The sequence below is a fragment of the Streptomyces sp. NPDC001904 genome, assembly GCF_040297005.1.
Taxonomy (GTDB): Bacteria; Actinomycetota; Actinomycetes; order Streptomycetales; family Streptomycetaceae; genus Streptomyces.
Genome location: NZ_JBEOYI010000006.1, coordinates 1 through 13869, shown reverse-complemented (window position 1 = coordinate 13869; position 13869 = coordinate 1). Strand labels below are relative to the sequence as shown.

17 protein-coding genes are annotated in these 13869 nt (G+C 71.0%); 12 read left to right on the top strand and 5 right to left on the bottom strand.

Annotated elements, in window-relative coordinates:
- A complete protein-coding gene (locus ABT127_RS11515; RefSeq protein WP_351447310.1) occupies positions 1-531 on the top strand; it encodes a GNAT family N-acetyltransferase in 531 nt (176 codons plus the stop codon).
- A gap of 12 nt (positions 532-543) precedes the next feature.
- Here ABT127_RS11515 and ABT127_RS11510 read toward each other — a convergent pair whose 3' ends face one another.
- The 4 genes from ABT127_RS11510 to ABT127_RS11495 form a co-directional block, all read right to left on the bottom strand.
- Positions 544-1227 carry a glycerophosphodiester phosphodiesterase gene (locus ABT127_RS11510; protein ID WP_351447307.1) on the bottom strand — a complete coding sequence of 228 codons (684 nt, stop codon included), beginning with the start codon at positions 1225-1227 and terminating at the stop codon, positions 544-546.
- Between the two features lie 65 nt (positions 1228-1292).
- Positions 1293-1418, bottom strand: coding sequence for a hypothetical protein (locus ABT127_RS11505; protein ID WP_351447304.1), 126 nt, complete (start codon positions 1416-1418; stop codon positions 1293-1295).
- A gap of 85 nt (positions 1419-1503) precedes the next feature.
- Positions 1504-2094 carry a PadR family transcriptional regulator gene (locus ABT127_RS11500; RefSeq protein WP_351447302.1) on the bottom strand — a complete coding sequence of 197 codons (591 nt, stop codon included), beginning with the start codon at positions 2092-2094 and terminating at the stop codon, positions 1504-1506.
- A 48-nt stretch (positions 2095-2142) separates the two neighbouring features.
- On the bottom strand, positions 2143-2673 hold the full coding sequence (locus tag ABT127_RS11495) for a nitrobindin family protein (protein ID WP_351447299.1): 531 nt from the start codon (positions 2671-2673) through the stop codon (positions 2143-2145).
- Positions 2674-2770: 97 nt separating this feature from the next.
- Between ABT127_RS11495 and ABT127_RS11490 the strand changes: the two genes are divergently transcribed.
- The 8 genes from ABT127_RS11490 to ABT127_RS11455 all read left to right on the top strand — a co-directional run bounded on the left by ABT127_RS11490 (position 2771) and on the right by ABT127_RS11455 (position 11274).
- Positions 2771-3730 carry a GlxA family transcriptional regulator gene (locus ABT127_RS11490; protein ID WP_351447297.1) on the top strand — a complete coding sequence of 320 codons (960 nt, stop codon included), beginning with the start codon at positions 2771-2773 and terminating at the stop codon, positions 3728-3730.
- 202 nt (positions 3731-3932) lie between these two features.
- Complete coding sequence (gene gap, locus ABT127_RS11485; protein WP_351447294.1) at positions 3933-4931, top strand: type I glyceraldehyde-3-phosphate dehydrogenase; 999 nt, start codon at positions 3933-3935, stop codon at positions 4929-4931.
- A gap of 111 nt (positions 4932-5042) precedes the next feature.
- Positions 5043-6167, top strand: coding sequence for an LLM class flavin-dependent oxidoreductase (locus ABT127_RS11480; protein WP_351447291.1), 1125 nt, complete (start codon positions 5043-5045; stop codon positions 6165-6167).
- 70 nt (positions 6168-6237) lie between these two features.
- The gene (lipP1, locus tag ABT127_RS11475) at positions 6238-7230 is read left to right on the top strand and encodes a LipP1 family hormone-sensitive lipase (protein WP_351447288.1); all 993 of its coding nucleotides are present in this window, start codon (positions 6238-6240) and stop codon (positions 7228-7230) included.
- 81 nt (positions 7231-7311) lie between these two features.
- Positions 7312-8721: a DUF6421 family protein gene (locus ABT127_RS11470; RefSeq protein ID WP_351447286.1), complete on the top strand. Its 1410-nt coding sequence runs from the start codon at positions 7312-7314 to the stop codon at positions 8719-8721.
- A 29-nt stretch (positions 8722-8750) separates the two neighbouring features.
- Positions 8751-9527, top strand: coding sequence for an SDR family NAD(P)-dependent oxidoreductase (locus tag ABT127_RS11465; RefSeq protein WP_351448207.1), 777 nt, complete (start codon positions 8751-8753; stop codon positions 9525-9527).
- Positions 9524-10594 (top strand): threonine aldolase family protein, encoded by a 1071-nt coding sequence (locus tag ABT127_RS11460; RefSeq protein ID WP_351447283.1) that lies wholly within the window; start codon positions 9524-9526, stop codon positions 10592-10594. Before ABT127_RS11465 ends, ABT127_RS11460 begins: the two co-directional genes overlap by 4 nt.
- An 80-nt stretch (positions 10595-10674) precedes the next feature.
- Complete coding sequence (locus ABT127_RS11455; RefSeq protein WP_351447280.1) at positions 10675-11274, top strand: transglutaminase-like domain-containing protein; 600 nt, start codon at positions 10675-10677, stop codon at positions 11272-11274.
- Between the two features lie 57 nt (positions 11275-11331).
- On the opposite strand, the gene ABT127_RS11450 is transcribed toward ABT127_RS11455, so the two are convergent.
- Positions 11332-12060 (bottom strand): lysophospholipid acyltransferase family protein, encoded by a 729-nt coding sequence (locus tag ABT127_RS11450; RefSeq protein ID WP_351447278.1) that lies wholly within the window; start codon positions 12058-12060, stop codon positions 11332-11334.
- Positions 12061-12286: 226 nt separating this feature from the next.
- Between ABT127_RS11450 and ABT127_RS11445 the strand changes: the two genes are divergently transcribed.
- The 3 genes from ABT127_RS11445 to ABT127_RS11435 form a co-directional block, all read left to right on the top strand.
- Positions 12287-12607 (top strand): TlpA family protein disulfide reductase, encoded by a 321-nt coding sequence (locus ABT127_RS11445; protein WP_351447275.1) that lies wholly within the window; start codon positions 12287-12289, stop codon positions 12605-12607.
- A 215-nt stretch (positions 12608-12822) separates the two neighbouring features.
- Positions 12823-13329 (top strand): flavin reductase family protein, encoded by a 507-nt coding sequence (locus ABT127_RS11440; RefSeq protein WP_351447273.1) that lies wholly within the window; start codon positions 12823-12825, stop codon positions 13327-13329.
- A 225-nt stretch (positions 13330-13554) separates the two neighbouring features.
- The coding region (locus tag ABT127_RS11435; protein WP_502971684.1) for an electron transfer flavoprotein subunit beta/FixA family protein at positions 13555-13869 on the top strand (315 nt) is incomplete at its 3' end.

The following is a 13869-nucleotide window of genomic DNA, read 5'->3' as shown; positions in this document are numbered from 1 at the left end:
ATGACCGCCGCCCTGACCTACCGTGATGCCGTTGCCGAGGACGCCGACGCGCTGGTGGCGCTCATCGAGTCGGCCTACCGCGGCGACGCCAGCCGGGCCGGCTGGACCACGGAGGCGGACATCCTCCAGGGGCAGCGGACCGACCCGGAGGGCGTGCTGACCGTCATCAAGGACCCCGACAGCCGCCTGCTGACCGTCGAGCGCGGCGGCGAGATCGTCGCCTGCTGCCAGCTGGAGCACCGGGACACCGCCGCCTACTTCGGCATGTTCGCCGTCAGCCCCGCCCTCCAGGGCGCGGGCCTCGGCAAGCAGATCATCGCGGAGGCCGAGCGCCGGGCGCGCGAGACCTGGGGCGTGCGCGAGATGCACATGACGGTGATCTCCGTACGCGACGAGCTCATCGCCTGGTACGAGCGCCGCGGCTACCGCCGTACGGGAGAGACGACCCCCTTCCCGTACGGCGACGAGCGCTTCGGCATCCCCCAGCGCCCCGACCTCCGGTTCGAGCTGCTGGTCAAGCCGCTGGTCTGAGACCCGCCGGGACTATGCGGTGAACCGGCCCGTCCGCTTGATCTCCGGATAGTCGGTGGTCGCCCCGTCGAGGCCGAGCGCCCGTACGAGCCGCAGGTCGTCCTGGGTGTTCACGACCCAGCCGATGATCCGCAGGTCGGCCTTGCGGGCGTGCTCGACGATCTCCTGGGTGAGGCGGCGGATGTTCAGGACGAGCGTGGTGGCGCCGACGGCCACGGCCCGCTGGACCACGTCGGTCCCGTAGCGGCTCGCGACGAGGGCCGTGCGCACCCCAGGCACGAGCCGCGCGATCTCCGCGACCGCCTCGTCGTGGAACGAGATCACCTCGACCCGGTGCACCAGATCGCGGCGCAGCATCACCTCGGCGAGCGCCCGGGCCGCCGTGACGGTCTTGATCTCCGCCTGGAGCGGTGCGCTCACCGCGTCCAGGACCTCTTCGAAGACCGGGATCCGCTCCCCGCGCCCCGCGTCGAGCGTGCGCAGCTCCGCGAGGGTCTGCTCGGCGATCGGGCCGCTGCCGTCCGTCGTGCGGTCCACGTCGGCGTCGTGCATGACGACGAGCGCGCCGTCCTTGCTCAGGTGCAGATCCAGCTCGATGAGATCGAGCCCCGCCCGTTCGGCGGCGACGAAGGATCGCAGGGTGTTCTCGGGTTCGACACCCATGGCTCCGCGATGCCCGATGGTGAGGAAGTTCAAGGCGGTCTCGCTTCCGTCGACGGCGACTCTGCTGTCACGCGCTTACGTACCCAGGTAACCGCAGCCTAACGACCGGACTCCGCGACCGGACCGGAGCGACGCAGGTGACCGGAATCGTCCTGCCGGGACCCCACGATCCCCAGGAGCAGTCCGGTGACGACGGCGGCGACGAGTACGGCTCGGATGCTCACGACGGGTGCGCTCCTGGAGTGCCTGACGGTGCGGGACGGGGACGCCGACCGTCCTACCGCCCCGCCCGGACGGCACCCGGCGAGGTCACCCGTCGGTGGGCGAGTCGGATCCGGGTTGACGCGGCCCGAGCGCCACCAGATCCGCCAGCATGCCCCGCGCCAGATCGACTTCGGCCACGAGCCGGCGCTCGCTCCAGCGCAGCGCGATCTGCGGATGCGCCCACGCGTCCACCCCGTCCGCCTTCGCGAGGGCGTCCCGTACGTCCCTCAGCTCGCCCTCGGCGCGCGTCACGTGCTCCGCGACCAGCGCGCGCAGCCGCTCCGGCTCGGCGAGGTGCCCCAGCCAGACCCGCAGCAGCACCGGGTGCTTGAGCGACACCGCGCCGGGATCGTGCGTGCCCGCGGCCCACGAGGCCAGCGCCGCCCGCCCCGCCTCGGTGATCGTGTACGCCCGCTTCGCGCGCGGTTCCTCGGGCCCCGAGCGCCGTGAGGTGACGTAGCCGAGGTCCTCGAGCCGGCGCAGCTCCGCGTAGATCTGGCTGAACGCCGGCGCTCCGTAGAAGAACCGCAGGGAGGAGTCCGCCCACTTCTTCAGCTCGTACCCGGTCCGCTCGCCCGGGAAGGAGAGCAGGCCGAGCACGGCCCAGGCGGTCTGCGGGAGTCGTGGTGTCGGCATGCGTCCGCATTGAAGTTCGCGGGGGACACCGGCGCAAGAGGCCGGACGCTACGCCGTCGCGCGGTGCAGCCGGGCCGTCAGGTGATGCTGCAACGGCTGCCCCACGGCGGCGAGTTCGTGCACGAAGTCGAGCGTGCCGGGTTCGGTGAGGGTGTACCGGCGAGTGGTCGCCTCGACCTTCTTCGCGGTCGGCGTCAGCGCCACGTCCTCGGTGGCCAGTGCGACCGTCGTGCCGTCCGCCGTGCCGACCGCGATCTCCGCGATGCCGGTCGGCTGCGTGATCAGGGCCTCCACCCGGCCGTCGGGCTGCAGCCGCCACCAGCCGCTCTCGCGGGCGGCGGGCCGCACCGGAGCGTCGTCCGCGCCGATCAGCCAGGCGCGGGCCTCGTAGTGCAGGAAGGGGCGCCCGTCATGGCTGAACGTGACCTCCTGCGCATAGGAGAAGTCGCCGTCCAGCGTCGGATAGCCGCCACGGCCCCGACCGCGCCAGGTGCCGAGCAGGCCGAGCACGGGCGCGAGCAGCGGGTGCGCCTCCCGCGGCTGGTCGCTGTACGGGTAGGCGGGCACGGCGTCGAACACGGCGAACTCCAGGTCCGGGGGGAACGGGGGGACAGCGCGGCCAGCCTAAGGTGCGGCGCGGCCGGTCCCGCCCGGTGCGCCCCGTAACCTCGTGCGCGTGTCCGTCTCAGCCCGCCCGCACCGCGTCGCCGTCCTCGTCCTCGAAGGGGCGAAACCCATGGACGTGGGGATCCCCGCCCAGGTGTTCACGACCCGCGCGAGCATGCCGTACGAGGTCCGGGTGTGCGGGCCGGCGCCCGGCCTCGTCACCGGGGGCGACGGGCTGTCGTACGCCGTCGCCCACGGCCTCGAGGCGCTGGAGTGGGCAGACATCGTGTTCGTGCCCGGGTACCGCTTCCCGGACCGTGAGGCGCCGCCGGCCGCGGTCGTCGACGCGCTGCTCGCCGCCCACGCGCGGGGCGCCCGGCTCGCCGCCATCTCCACGGGCGCCTTCGCGCTCGCCGCGACGGGCCTGCTCGACGGGCGGCGGGCCACGACCCACTGGCACTACACACAGGCGCTGGCCGAGCAGTATCCGCACGTCCGGGTCGACGAGAACGTCCTCTTCGTCGACGAGGGCACCGTGCTGACCTCGGCGGGCGCCGCGTCCGGCATCGACCTGTGTCTGCACATCCTGCGCGCCGACCTCGGCGTGGCCGCGGCCAATCACGCGGCCCGGCGCCTGGTCGCCGCCCCCTACCGCAGCGGAGGCCAGGCCCAGTACGTGCCGCGCAGCGTCCCCGAGCCGCTCGGCGAACGGTTCGCCGCCACCCGTGAATGGGCCCTGAGCAGGCTCGGCGACCCGCTCACGCTGCAGATCCTCGCCCGGCACGCGGCGGTGTCGGAGCGCACGTTCTCCCGGCGCTTCGTCGAGGACACCGGGTACACGCCGATGCAGTGGGTGATGCGGGCCCGGATCGACCTGGCACGCGAACTCCTCGAACGCTCTCAGCTGGCCGTCGAGCAGATCGCCGCCGACGTCGGCCTCGGCACCGGCGCCAACCTGCGCCTGCACTTCCAGCGGATCCTCGGCACCACGCCGAGCGAGTACCGGCGGACCTTCGCCCGAGGCGAATAGTCCCGGCCCGTGGGTGCTGGCGGGATCCTTGCGAACCGTGGCGTTCCCGCCGCTGTCGACCGGGCCCGCGGCGAGCGAGTCTGGAGTCGTTCCCGCTGCACGGACCACGGCCCCCGCCGGGCGGCCCGCGGCAGCACTCCACCCCGGACGGGCCGGTCGTCCCGCACGCACCGGCTCCGTCGGACCGACGGGAGACCCGCACATGACCCGCATCGCCATCAACGGATTCGGCCGCATCGGACGCAACGTCCTGCGCGCACTCCTGGAGCGCGACTCCGCCCTGGAGGTCGTCGCCGTCAACGACCTCACCGAGCCCACCGCCCTCGCCCGCCTCCTCGCCTACGACTCGACGGCGGGCCGCCTCGGCCGCCCGGTGACCACCGACGGGGACACGCTCGTCGTCGACGGCCGCCGCATCAAGGTGCTGGCCGAGCGGGAGCCCGCCCAGTTGCCCTGGGCCGAGCTCGACATCGACATCGTCCTGGAGTCCACCGGCCGGTTCACCTCGGCCAAGGCCGCCCGCGCCCACCTCGACGCGGGCGCGAAGAAGGTCCTCGTCTCCGCCCCGTCGGACGGCGCCGACATCACGCTGGCGTACGGCGTGAACAGCGACGGGTACGACCCGGCCCTGCACACGATCGTCTCGAACGCCTCCTGCACGACGAACGCGCTGGCACCGCTCGCCGCCGTCCTCGACGAGCTCGCGGGCATCGAGCACGGCTTCATGACGACCGTGCACGCCTACACCCAGGAGCAGAACCTCCAGGACGGCCCGCACCGCGACGCCCGCAGGGCCCGCGCCGCCGCCGTCAACATCGTGCCGACCACGACCGGCGCCGCGAAGGCGATCGGCCTGGTCCTGCCCAGCCTCGACGGCAAGCTCTCCGGCGACTCGATCCGCGTGCCCGTCCCGGTCGGCTCGATCGTGGAGCTCAACACGACGGTCGCCCGCGACGTGACCCGCGACGAGGTCCTCGCCGCCTACCGCGCCGCGGCGGACGGCCCCCTCGCCGGCGTCCTGGAGTACTCCGAGGACGAGCTGGTCTCGGCCGACATCGTCGGCAATCCGGCGTCCTCGATCTTCGACGCGGCCCTGACGCGCGTCGACGGCCGCCACGTCAAGGTCGTCGCCTGGTACGACAACGAGTGGGGCTTCTCGAACCGGGTCGTCGACACGCTGGACCTGCTCGCCGCCGGCTGAGGCGCCGGGAGGCCGGTACCCACCCCTTCCCATTTCTGACACTCCGTCATATACCTAATAGTCATATGGAGGCGATGCCCCACCCCTCTGTCCCAACTCCCGGGAGGAACAGTGAAGTTCTCCGTCATCTTCGAGGCGCAGCTCGCCGATCCCACCGTCGACCGTGAGCACCGGCTCTTCCACGACTGTGTCGAACAGGCCGTCCTCGCCGAGGAGATGGGTTTCGACCGGATCTGGGCCGTGGAGCACCACTCCCTCAAGTGGTACGCCCACATGTCCGCGCCGGAGATCTTCCTGACGTGGGTCGCGGCCCGCACCTCCCGCATCCGCGTGGGACACGGCGTCGTCTGCATGCCGTTCCGGTTCAACCACCCCGCTCGCGTCGCCGAACGCGCCGCCACGCTCGACCTGCTGTCGGGCGGGCGGCTCGATCTCGGCGCCGGGCGGGGCGGCACGCAGCAGGAGACGTCCCTGTGCGGCGTCGACAAGGAGCGCACGGCCCAGGAGGTCGAGGAGGCGCTGCGCATCATCGGCAAGGCCTGGGAGAAGGACGAGCTGGAGCACCACGGTCCGCTCCTCGACATCGACCCGCACCCGATTCTGCCGCGCCCCGCCCAGACCCCGCATCCGCCGCTCTTCCTGGCCTGCAGCCGCACCGAGACCCTGCGCCAGGCGGCCGAACTCGGCGTGGGCGCACTGGTGATGGGGTTCGCCGGGCCGGAGTCGATCGCGGAGATGCGCCGGGTCTACGACGCGGCGACGGCGGGGCGCACCTCCGAGCGCCTCGTCTCCTCCGTGGTCAACGACCACTTCTCGGTGCTGTGCCCCACGATCGTGCTCGACGACCGGGAGGCCGCCCGCGCCATCGGCGTGCGCGGTCAGCGTTTCTTCGCCCAGTCCATCGGGCACTGGTACGGCGGTGCAGGGATCCCCGACGAGGCCGTCGTCGAAGGAGCCGACGAGGCCGCCGAGATGCGCAGGGCCGCCGAGCAGGTCGTGGCCCGCCTCAACGAACAGCACATCCCGGTCCGGCCGAGCGCCACCGCCACCTTCAACGCCGACCATGCCTACGGCACGGCGGCGGACGCCATCGCCTACGTCGAGCGTCTCCGGGACGCCGGTGCCGACGAGATCATGTGCCTGATCCAGATGGGGACGGTGCCGCAAGCGGCGTGTCTGGAGACGTTGCGGCAATGGGGCGAGACGGTGATTCCGCATTTTCGGGGGGAGGAGTAGGGGCGCGGGGAACTGCGCGACCAGCCACCCACCCGCCGTCAGTCGACAACCAACCCCTCAAGGAGCCGCCATGACCACGACGGACCGCCTCGCACCGGAGGCCCGCCCCCTCGTGGACGCGATGACCGCCGCCTTCCCCGACCTCGGCGGCACCGTCACCGACGCCACCGAAGCCCGCAGGATCCTCGCGGAGGCCCCCGCGTCGCCCTTCCCCGGGCCGGCCGTCGGCGCGGTCGAGGACCGGGAGATACCGGGCGCCCCCGGCGGACCGCCGGTCCCCGTGCGGATCTACCGGCCGGAAGACGGCGCGGGGCCGCTGCCGGTCGTCGTGTTCTTCCACGGTGGCGGCTGGGTCATCTGCGACCTCGACAGCCACGACTCCACCGCCCGCGCCCTGTGCCGCGACGCCGGCGCCGTCGTGGTGTCCGTGGACTACCGGCTCGCCCCCGAGCACCGTTTCCCCGCCGCGGTCGAGGACGCGTACGCCGCCGTGTGCTGGGTCGCCGCCCACGCGGGCGAACTCGGCGCCGACGCGCGGGCGCTGAGTGTCGCCGGGGACAGCGCGGGCGGGAACCTCGCCGCGGTCGTGGCCCAGATCGCCCGCGACGAGGGCGGGCCCGCGATCGCCCGGCAGCTCCTCGTCTACCCGGCGACCGACGCCCGCCAGAAGACCGGCTCGTTCGAGGACAACGCCGACGGCTACTTCCTCACGGCCGCCGCCTGCGCCTGGTTCCGCGAGCAGTACCTCGGCCCCGACGGCGATCCGGCTCAGCCCCGCGTCTCGCCGCTCCTCGCCGAGGACCTCACGGGACTCCCGCCCGCGCACATCGTCACCGCGGGATGCGACCCCCTGTGCGACGAGGGGCAGGCGTACGCGCGCGCCCTGCGGGACGCCGGGGTTCCCGTCACCGAGAGCCGCTTCCCGGGGATGTTCCACGGCTTCTTCGGATTCCCCGAACTGCTCGACGACGCCCGCCGTGCGTTGGCAGATGTGGTCGAGGTCATCGTTTCAAGCGGTCGGGACAGGAAAAACGACGGTGATGCAGGGGGTAGCGCAGGATAATTTCCCGAGACTCCTCTTGTGGCGGAGAACCTTGCATGCATACGGTGTCCATACGCGAGGTTCTCCCGTGGAGGATGAGACATGACGGAAATTCTTGTGCAGAAGGCCGTGGAGGAAAGTGTTCCTGCGGTCCAGGGGATGGGTGACAGGGTGGTGGAGCACCCGGCCTGGCCCGTGCTCAAGGACGCCGTCGAGGAGATCAGGACCTGGCAGGAGAAGGACGGGTCGATCGATCTCGACGCCGAGGGCGCCCCGTCGGCGGGTGACGCCAAGGACGCTGTGGACCGGGTCGTGACCGCGGTCGAGCGGCTCGCCCCGCTGCTGCCGCACGACGCCGCGTACCTGGACGCGCTCGTGGGCGACCTGCGGCGCTGGGCCGACGGCGGTTTCGCGGTCCCCGACTTCCTGGACTCCCTGCTCGCCTTCCAGCCGGCCGCGCAGCGCCGGGACGGCCTCCAGCACCTGGTGGTCTTCCCGATGTACACGCAGAACGGCAACCCGGACCGGAACCTGGAGGCCGTCGTCCTGAAGATGGTGTGGCCGGACTGGCTCGCCGAGCTGGAGGCGACCCGCTACGACAACCCGCTCTTCTGCGGCATCACCTTCGAGGACTTCACCTCCGGCTACGACACGAACTCGGCGGTGCTCTTTCCCGAGACCATCGCCGTGCGCGAGGCGCCGGAGCGGTTCTCCTGGGGCGGCATCTTCTGCGACCGCGAGGCGGCCCGCTTCCGCCGGGTCACGGACGCGGCCGTCGGCATCCTGGGCCTCGAACTGCCCGCCGACATCCAGGAGATGGTCGGTGACCAGGACCGCTGCCAGCAGGCCTTCGTGCTGTGGGACATGGTCCACGACCGCACGCACAGCCATGGCGACCTGCCTTTCGACCCGTTCATGATCAAGCAGCGGCAGCCGTTCTGGATGTACGGGCTCGAAGAGCTGCGCTGCGACCTCACGGCCTTCAAGGAGGCGGTGAAGCTGGAGGCCGACGGCGTCCCGCAGGGGCGCGACGTGCAGTACGCGGTCCTCTTCGACCGGATGTTCCGCTTCCCGGTCACCGGTGAGCGCGTCCGCAACTACGACGGTCTGGGCGGCCAGCTCCTCTTCGCGTACCTGCACAAGCACGACGTCGTCCGCTGGACGGACAACAAGCTGCAGATCGACTGGCAGCGCGCCCCCGAGGTGACGAACCAGCTGTGCGGCGAGATCGAGCAGCTGTACCGCGACGGCATCGACCGTCCGAAACTCGTGCACTGGTTCGCGGCGTACGACCTGGTGTCGACGTATCTCGCCCCGCACCCGGGATCGCGCTGGGCCAAGGGTCCCGACGCCCTGGACACCTCGCTCCCGCCGCGCAAACTGGTCGACGACGTGCTTCCGGACGAGTTTCCGCTGAGCATGTTCTATGAGGCGCTTTCCAAGAAGCTGAAGAACGTGATCGCCTCCACCAAGGGGATCACGGCGGCGGGCGCCGAGCGGGTGGCCGCGTGAGCAACCCCGTACCGCAGGAGGCGACCGCCATGACGGACACCACGCAGACCACCGAGGTCGCGGGCAGGGAACCGCTGGACGGTGCCGTGATCGCGGTCGCCGGGGCGGCCGGGCCCGCGGGCCGCGCCGCGCTCAAGCGGCTCGCCGAGGCCGGTGCCACGGTCATCGGCGCCGACGCGGACGCCGAGCGCCTGGCCGAGGCCGTCGACGAGGCGCGCTACGCGCACGGCGGCGCCACCGTCGTCGGCGACACCGTGGACCTCCTCGACCTCCGGGCCACCCGCGACTGGGCGGACCGGATCGAGAAGGACTTCGGCCGGGTCGACGGCGTCGTCCACCTCGTCGGCGGCTGGCGCGGCAGCGCGTCCTTCGCCGAGACCGACCTCGCCGACTGGGACCTGCTCGAAAAGCTCCTGATCCGTACGGTGCAGCACACCTCGCTCGCCTTCGAGGGTCCGCTCGGCCGGTCCGACCGCGGCCGCTTCCTGCTGATCAGCGCGGCCGGAGCGTCGAAGCCGACCGCGGGGAACGCCGCGTACTCCGCCTCCAAGGCCGCCGCCGAGGCCTGGACGCTCGCTCTCGGCGACGCGTTCCGCAAGGCCGGGGGCGACGCCGGGCCGCAGCAGGCGGCTGCGATCCTGGTGGTGAAGGCGCTGGTGCACGACGCGATGCGCGCGGAGCGCCCCAACGCGAAGTTCGCGGGCTTCACGGACGTCAAGGAGCTGGCCGAGGCCATCACCGGCGTCTGGGACCGGCCCGCCGCCGAAGTGAACGGGACCCGCCTGTGGCTGACCGAGAAGCCGTGAACCCTCCGAAGACCGACGCCCGCAGGCATCACGACCCCACCGTCAGGGGCTTCGCCAGCGACAACTACGCGGGCACCCACCCCGAGGTGCTCGCGGCCCTCGCCCTCGCCAACGGCGGGCACCAGGTCGCGTACGGCGAGGACGACTACACGGCCCATCTCCAGCAGATCATCCGCAGCCACTTCGGCCCGACCGCCGAGGCCTTCCCGGTCTTCAACGGCACGGGGGCCAACGTCGTCGCGCTCCAGGCGGTCACCGACCGGTGGGGCGCGGTGATCTGCGCCGAGTCCGCGCACATCAACGTCGACGAGGGCGGTGCCCCCGAGCGCATGGGCGGCCTGAAGCTGCTCACCGTCCCGACCCCGGACGGCAAGCTCACGCCCGACCTCATCGACCGGCAGGCGTACGGCTGGGACGACGAGCACCGCGCGATGCCGCAGGTCGTCTCGATCACCCAGTCCACCGAACTGGGCACGCTGTACACGCCCGACGAGATCCGCGCCATCTGCGACCACGCCCACCAGCACGGCATGACGGTGCACCTCGACGGCTCCCGGATAGCCAACGCGGCCGCGTCCCTCGACGTCCCCCTGCGGACGTTCACGAACACGGTCGGCGTCGACATCCTCTCCCTCGGCGGGACGAAGAACGGCGCGATCTTCGGCGAGGCCGTCGTCGTCCTCAACCAGGACGCCGTGCGGCACATGAAACACCTGCGCAAGCTGTCCATGCAGCTCGCCTCCAAGATGCGTTTCGTGTCCGTGCAGTTGGAGGCCCTGTTCGCCAAGGACCTGTGGCTGCGCAACGCCCGGCACGCCAACGAGATGGCCCAGCGCCTCGCCGAGGGCGTCCGGGCGGTCGACGGCGTGGAGATCCTCTACCCGGTGCAGGCCAACGGCGTGTTCGCCCGCCTCCCGCACGACGTCTCCCGGCGCCTGATGAAGCAGTACCGCTTCTACTTCTGGGACGAGACGGCCGGCGACGTCCGCTGGATGTGTGCCTTCGACACCCGCGAGGAGGACGTCGACGGGTTCGTCGCGGCCCTCAAGGAGGAGATGGCTCGCTAGAGCCGCAGAATCTGCATAGGTATGCGGTCGACCGTAAAGTCATTGACTGGCGGTCGGCCGCAAACCTATGCTCGCGTGCCATGCAGCTGATCCAGCAGAACCCTGATCTCTCGGCCTATCTGGCGGCGGACGACGTCATCGACCATCACCATCCGCTCGTCCGGGAGACGGCCGCGCGACTCGCCGAAGAGTCCGTCGATTCATATGCATACGCCCGCGCCGCCTACGAGTACGTCCGCGACGTGATCCCGCACTCCGCAGACAGCGGCGACCCGCGCGTCACCTGGCGGGCCTCCGACGTGCTGGAGAAGGGCACCGGCATCTGCCACGCCAAGGCCCACGCCCTGACGGCGCTGCTGCGCGCGGAGGACATCCCCACGGGGCTCTGCTACCAGCGCCTGACGCACGATGCCGGAACGGGCTGGTGCGTACACGGACTCGTCGCCGTACGGTTCCACGGCGCATGGCACCGGCAGGACTGCCGCGGCAACAAGCCGGGCGTCGACGCCCGCTTCTCGCTGGAGGGGGAGCGGCTGGCCTGGGTGCCCGATCCGAGAGAGGGCGAGGTGGACTATCCGGCGCTCTTCGACGCGCCGCATCCCGCGGTGCTCGACGTGCTGCGCGGAGCCCCGGACCGTCCACACCTCTGGGAGAACCTGCCCGATTCGCTCGCCCTGTGAGGCGGCGAGGGCCGAACCGGTCCGATTCCCGGAGAAGTTCGGCCCCCGCCGTGCGACTCAGCCGGCCTCGGCGGCCTTGACCTCTTCGGGGGTCGGAGCCGTGCCACCGAGGTGGGCCGGCATCCACCACGTGTCGTTCGGGCCCTTGGGGCGTACGGGATAGGCGCGCTGCGCCGCTTCGAGCAGCTCCTGCACCCGGCTGCGCAGCCGGCGCGTGATGGCACCCGCGTACTGGTCGGACGGAGCCTCCACGGCCTCGCCGACCCGGATCGTGATCGGGATGTGCTGCCGCTTGAAGTTGCGCGGGCGCCCCTTCGTCCAGACCCGCTGCGTGCCCCACAGAGCCATCGGGATCAGCGGCACCCCGGCCTCCTGGGCCAGCCGCACGGCACCCGTCTTGAAGCTCTTCAGCGTGAACGACTCCGAGATCGTCGCCTCGGGGAACACACCGACGACCTCGCCCGCGCGCAGCGACTGCAGCGCGTGCTGGTAGGCGTGCTCACCCTGCGAACGGTCCACCGGGATGTGCTTCATGCTGCGCATCAGCGGACCGGAGATCTTGTGCCGGAACACCGACTCCTTGGCCATGAACCGGACCAGACGCTTCTGCGGCAGCGCGGCGAGGCCGTCGAAGATGAAGTCCAGGTAGCTGATGTGATTGCTGACCAGGACGGCACCGCCCGAGCGCGGAATGTTCTCCGAGCCCTTGCAGTCGATCTTCAGGTCGAGCGCCTTGAACATCGTTTTCGCGGCGCCGATGACCGGACGGTAGACGAGCTCTGCCATGGAGGGGGAGGACCCTTCTGAAGTGCCTGGGGAACGTGATGGGTGGGACGGTTCCCGGCGTTAAGTTACGGAGCCGTAGGTATTGCGGCTTGCGCAGATCGTGCCCCAAGAACGGCTGGGTGGCCAGTCCTGGTTCCGGCGCCACGCGAGATCCTGGTCACGTTGGCCGGAATGCGCAGAGACGTTTGAGCGCTGTACCGGAGACGACGGACAAAGGAGGACAGGAGTGACCGTGGGTGAAGTGACGCTCGGTGCCGGGCAGTTGGGCGCGGAGGTGGGGGAGCGGGCGACGCTCGTCCAGTTCTCCAGCGCCTTCTGCGCGCCCTGTCGGGCCACCCGGCGCGTGCTCGGCGAAGTCGCCGCACTCGTCCCCGGGGTCGCGCACGTCGAGATCGACGCCGAGGCGAGACTCGACCTCGTACGCGCCGTGGGAGTGGTCAGGACACCGACCGTCCTGGTCCTCGACGCACAGGGCCGTGAAGTGCGCCGGGCGGCGGGGCAGCCGCGCAAGGCCGACGTGATCGCCGCGCTCGGCGAAGCCCTGTGACGCCCTCACCCGCGGGGGTGGCGGGGTGACGCATCTCCCAGATGACGGACCGCACTTGACTGCGCGCACCACGTATCGTCAGTGTGACCTTATGCCGCCGGAACTCCTTCTCCACCAGCGGGTCCACGTCGATCTCGCGCGCTGTTCGAGCGCCCGTTGTCGTGTCTGACGCACCCTCGGACCCCGCTCGCGCCCTCCCGCAGAAGGACAGTTCCATGACGGTCACACCTGATCTGCGCACCGCTCTCCCCGCCAACCCCGATCTCCTCCGTTCCGTTTTCCGTCGGCATGCCGCGGGTGTCGCGGTGATCACGGCAGCGGGCGCCGCCCCCGTCGGCTTCACCGCCACCTCCCTCACCTCGGTCTCCGCCCAGCCGCCCGTGATCTCCTTCGGCATCGGCGTGGGCGCCTCCAGCTGGCCCACCGTCGCGGAGGCGGACCATGTCGGCGTGCACATACTCGCCGAGGGCCAGGCGGACCTCGCCGCGACGTTCGCGCGCAGTGGCGCCGACCGCTTCGGCGAGCCCACGCGCTGGTCCGAGGGCCCCGAGGGGGTTCCGGTCCTGGACGGCGTACTGGCCTGGATGGTGTGCAAGGTGATCGCCCGGGTACCCGCCGGTGACCACCGGATCGTGCTCGCCGAGGCGGTCTGCGGGGACCTGCCGGGTGCGGGCCGCCCGCTCCTATACCACCAGGGGCGCTTCAACGCGCTGCGCGACTGAGAGTTCCCCGTTCCGGGCGATTACGGAGCGTTGGCAACGTCACAGTTCAAAGCGCTTGCTTAGCGGGCATATTCTGGATGTACTGACGAGTAATATTTCGTTCGGAGTGCGGGCCGCCCCGACCGGAAGAGTCCGCTTCAGGCGCCTATGCTGCCTGGTACAAGGCGTTTTTCGACGCAGCAGCACAGCCGCCCAGTAAAAGACGATTGCAGTAGGAGAGCCGGCGTGAGCTTGAGGATCGTTGTCACCGTGAAGTACGTGCCGGATGCCACGGGCGACCGGCACTTCGCCGATGATCTGACCGTTGACCGTGATGATGTGGACGGTCTGCTGTCGGAGCTGGACGAGTATGCGGTCGAGCAGGCGTTGCAGATCTCCGAGAACTCGGACGATGACGTGGAGATCACCGTGTTGACGGTGGGTCCTGAGGATGCCAAGGACGCGTTGCGCAAGGCGTTGTCGATGGGTGCGGACAAGGCGATCCACGTCGAGGACGACGATCTGCACGGTACGGACGCGATCGGGACGTCGCTGGTGCTG

What these genes read in the sequence shown, in the direction of transcription:
- ABT127_RS11450 (WP_351447278.1), bottom strand. Translation starts at nt 12,060, where the DNA reads ATGGCAGAGCTCGTCTACCGTCCGGTCATCGGCGCCGCGAAAACGATG.
- lipP1 (WP_351447288.1), top strand. Translation starts at nt 6,238, where the DNA reads ATGACCACGACGGACCGCCTCGCACCGGAGGCCCGCCCCCTCGTGGAC.
- ABT127_RS11470 (WP_351447286.1), top strand. Translation starts at nt 7,312, where the DNA reads ATGACGGAAATTCTTGTGCAGAAGGCCGTGGAGGAAAGTGTTCCTGCG.
- ABT127_RS11500 (WP_351447302.1), bottom strand. Translation starts at nt 2,094, where the DNA reads ATGCCGACACCACGACTCCCGCAGACCGCCTGGGCCGTGCTCGGCCTG.
- ABT127_RS11440 (WP_351447273.1), top strand. Translation starts at nt 12,823, where the DNA reads ATGACGGTCACACCTGATCTGCGCACCGCTCTCCCCGCCAACCCCGAT.
- ABT127_RS11465 (WP_351448207.1), top strand. Translation starts at nt 8,751, where the DNA reads ATGACGGACACCACGCAGACCACCGAGGTCGCGGGCAGGGAACCGCTG.
- gap (WP_351447294.1), top strand. Translation starts at nt 3,933, where the DNA reads ATGACCCGCATCGCCATCAACGGATTCGGCCGCATCGGACGCAACGTC.
- ABT127_RS11515 (WP_351447310.1), top strand. Translation starts at nt 1, where the DNA reads ATGACCGCCGCCCTGACCTACCGTGATGCCGTTGCCGAGGACGCCGAC.
- ABT127_RS11455 (WP_351447280.1), top strand. Translation starts at nt 10,675, where the DNA reads ATGCAGCTGATCCAGCAGAACCCTGATCTCTCGGCCTATCTGGCGGCG.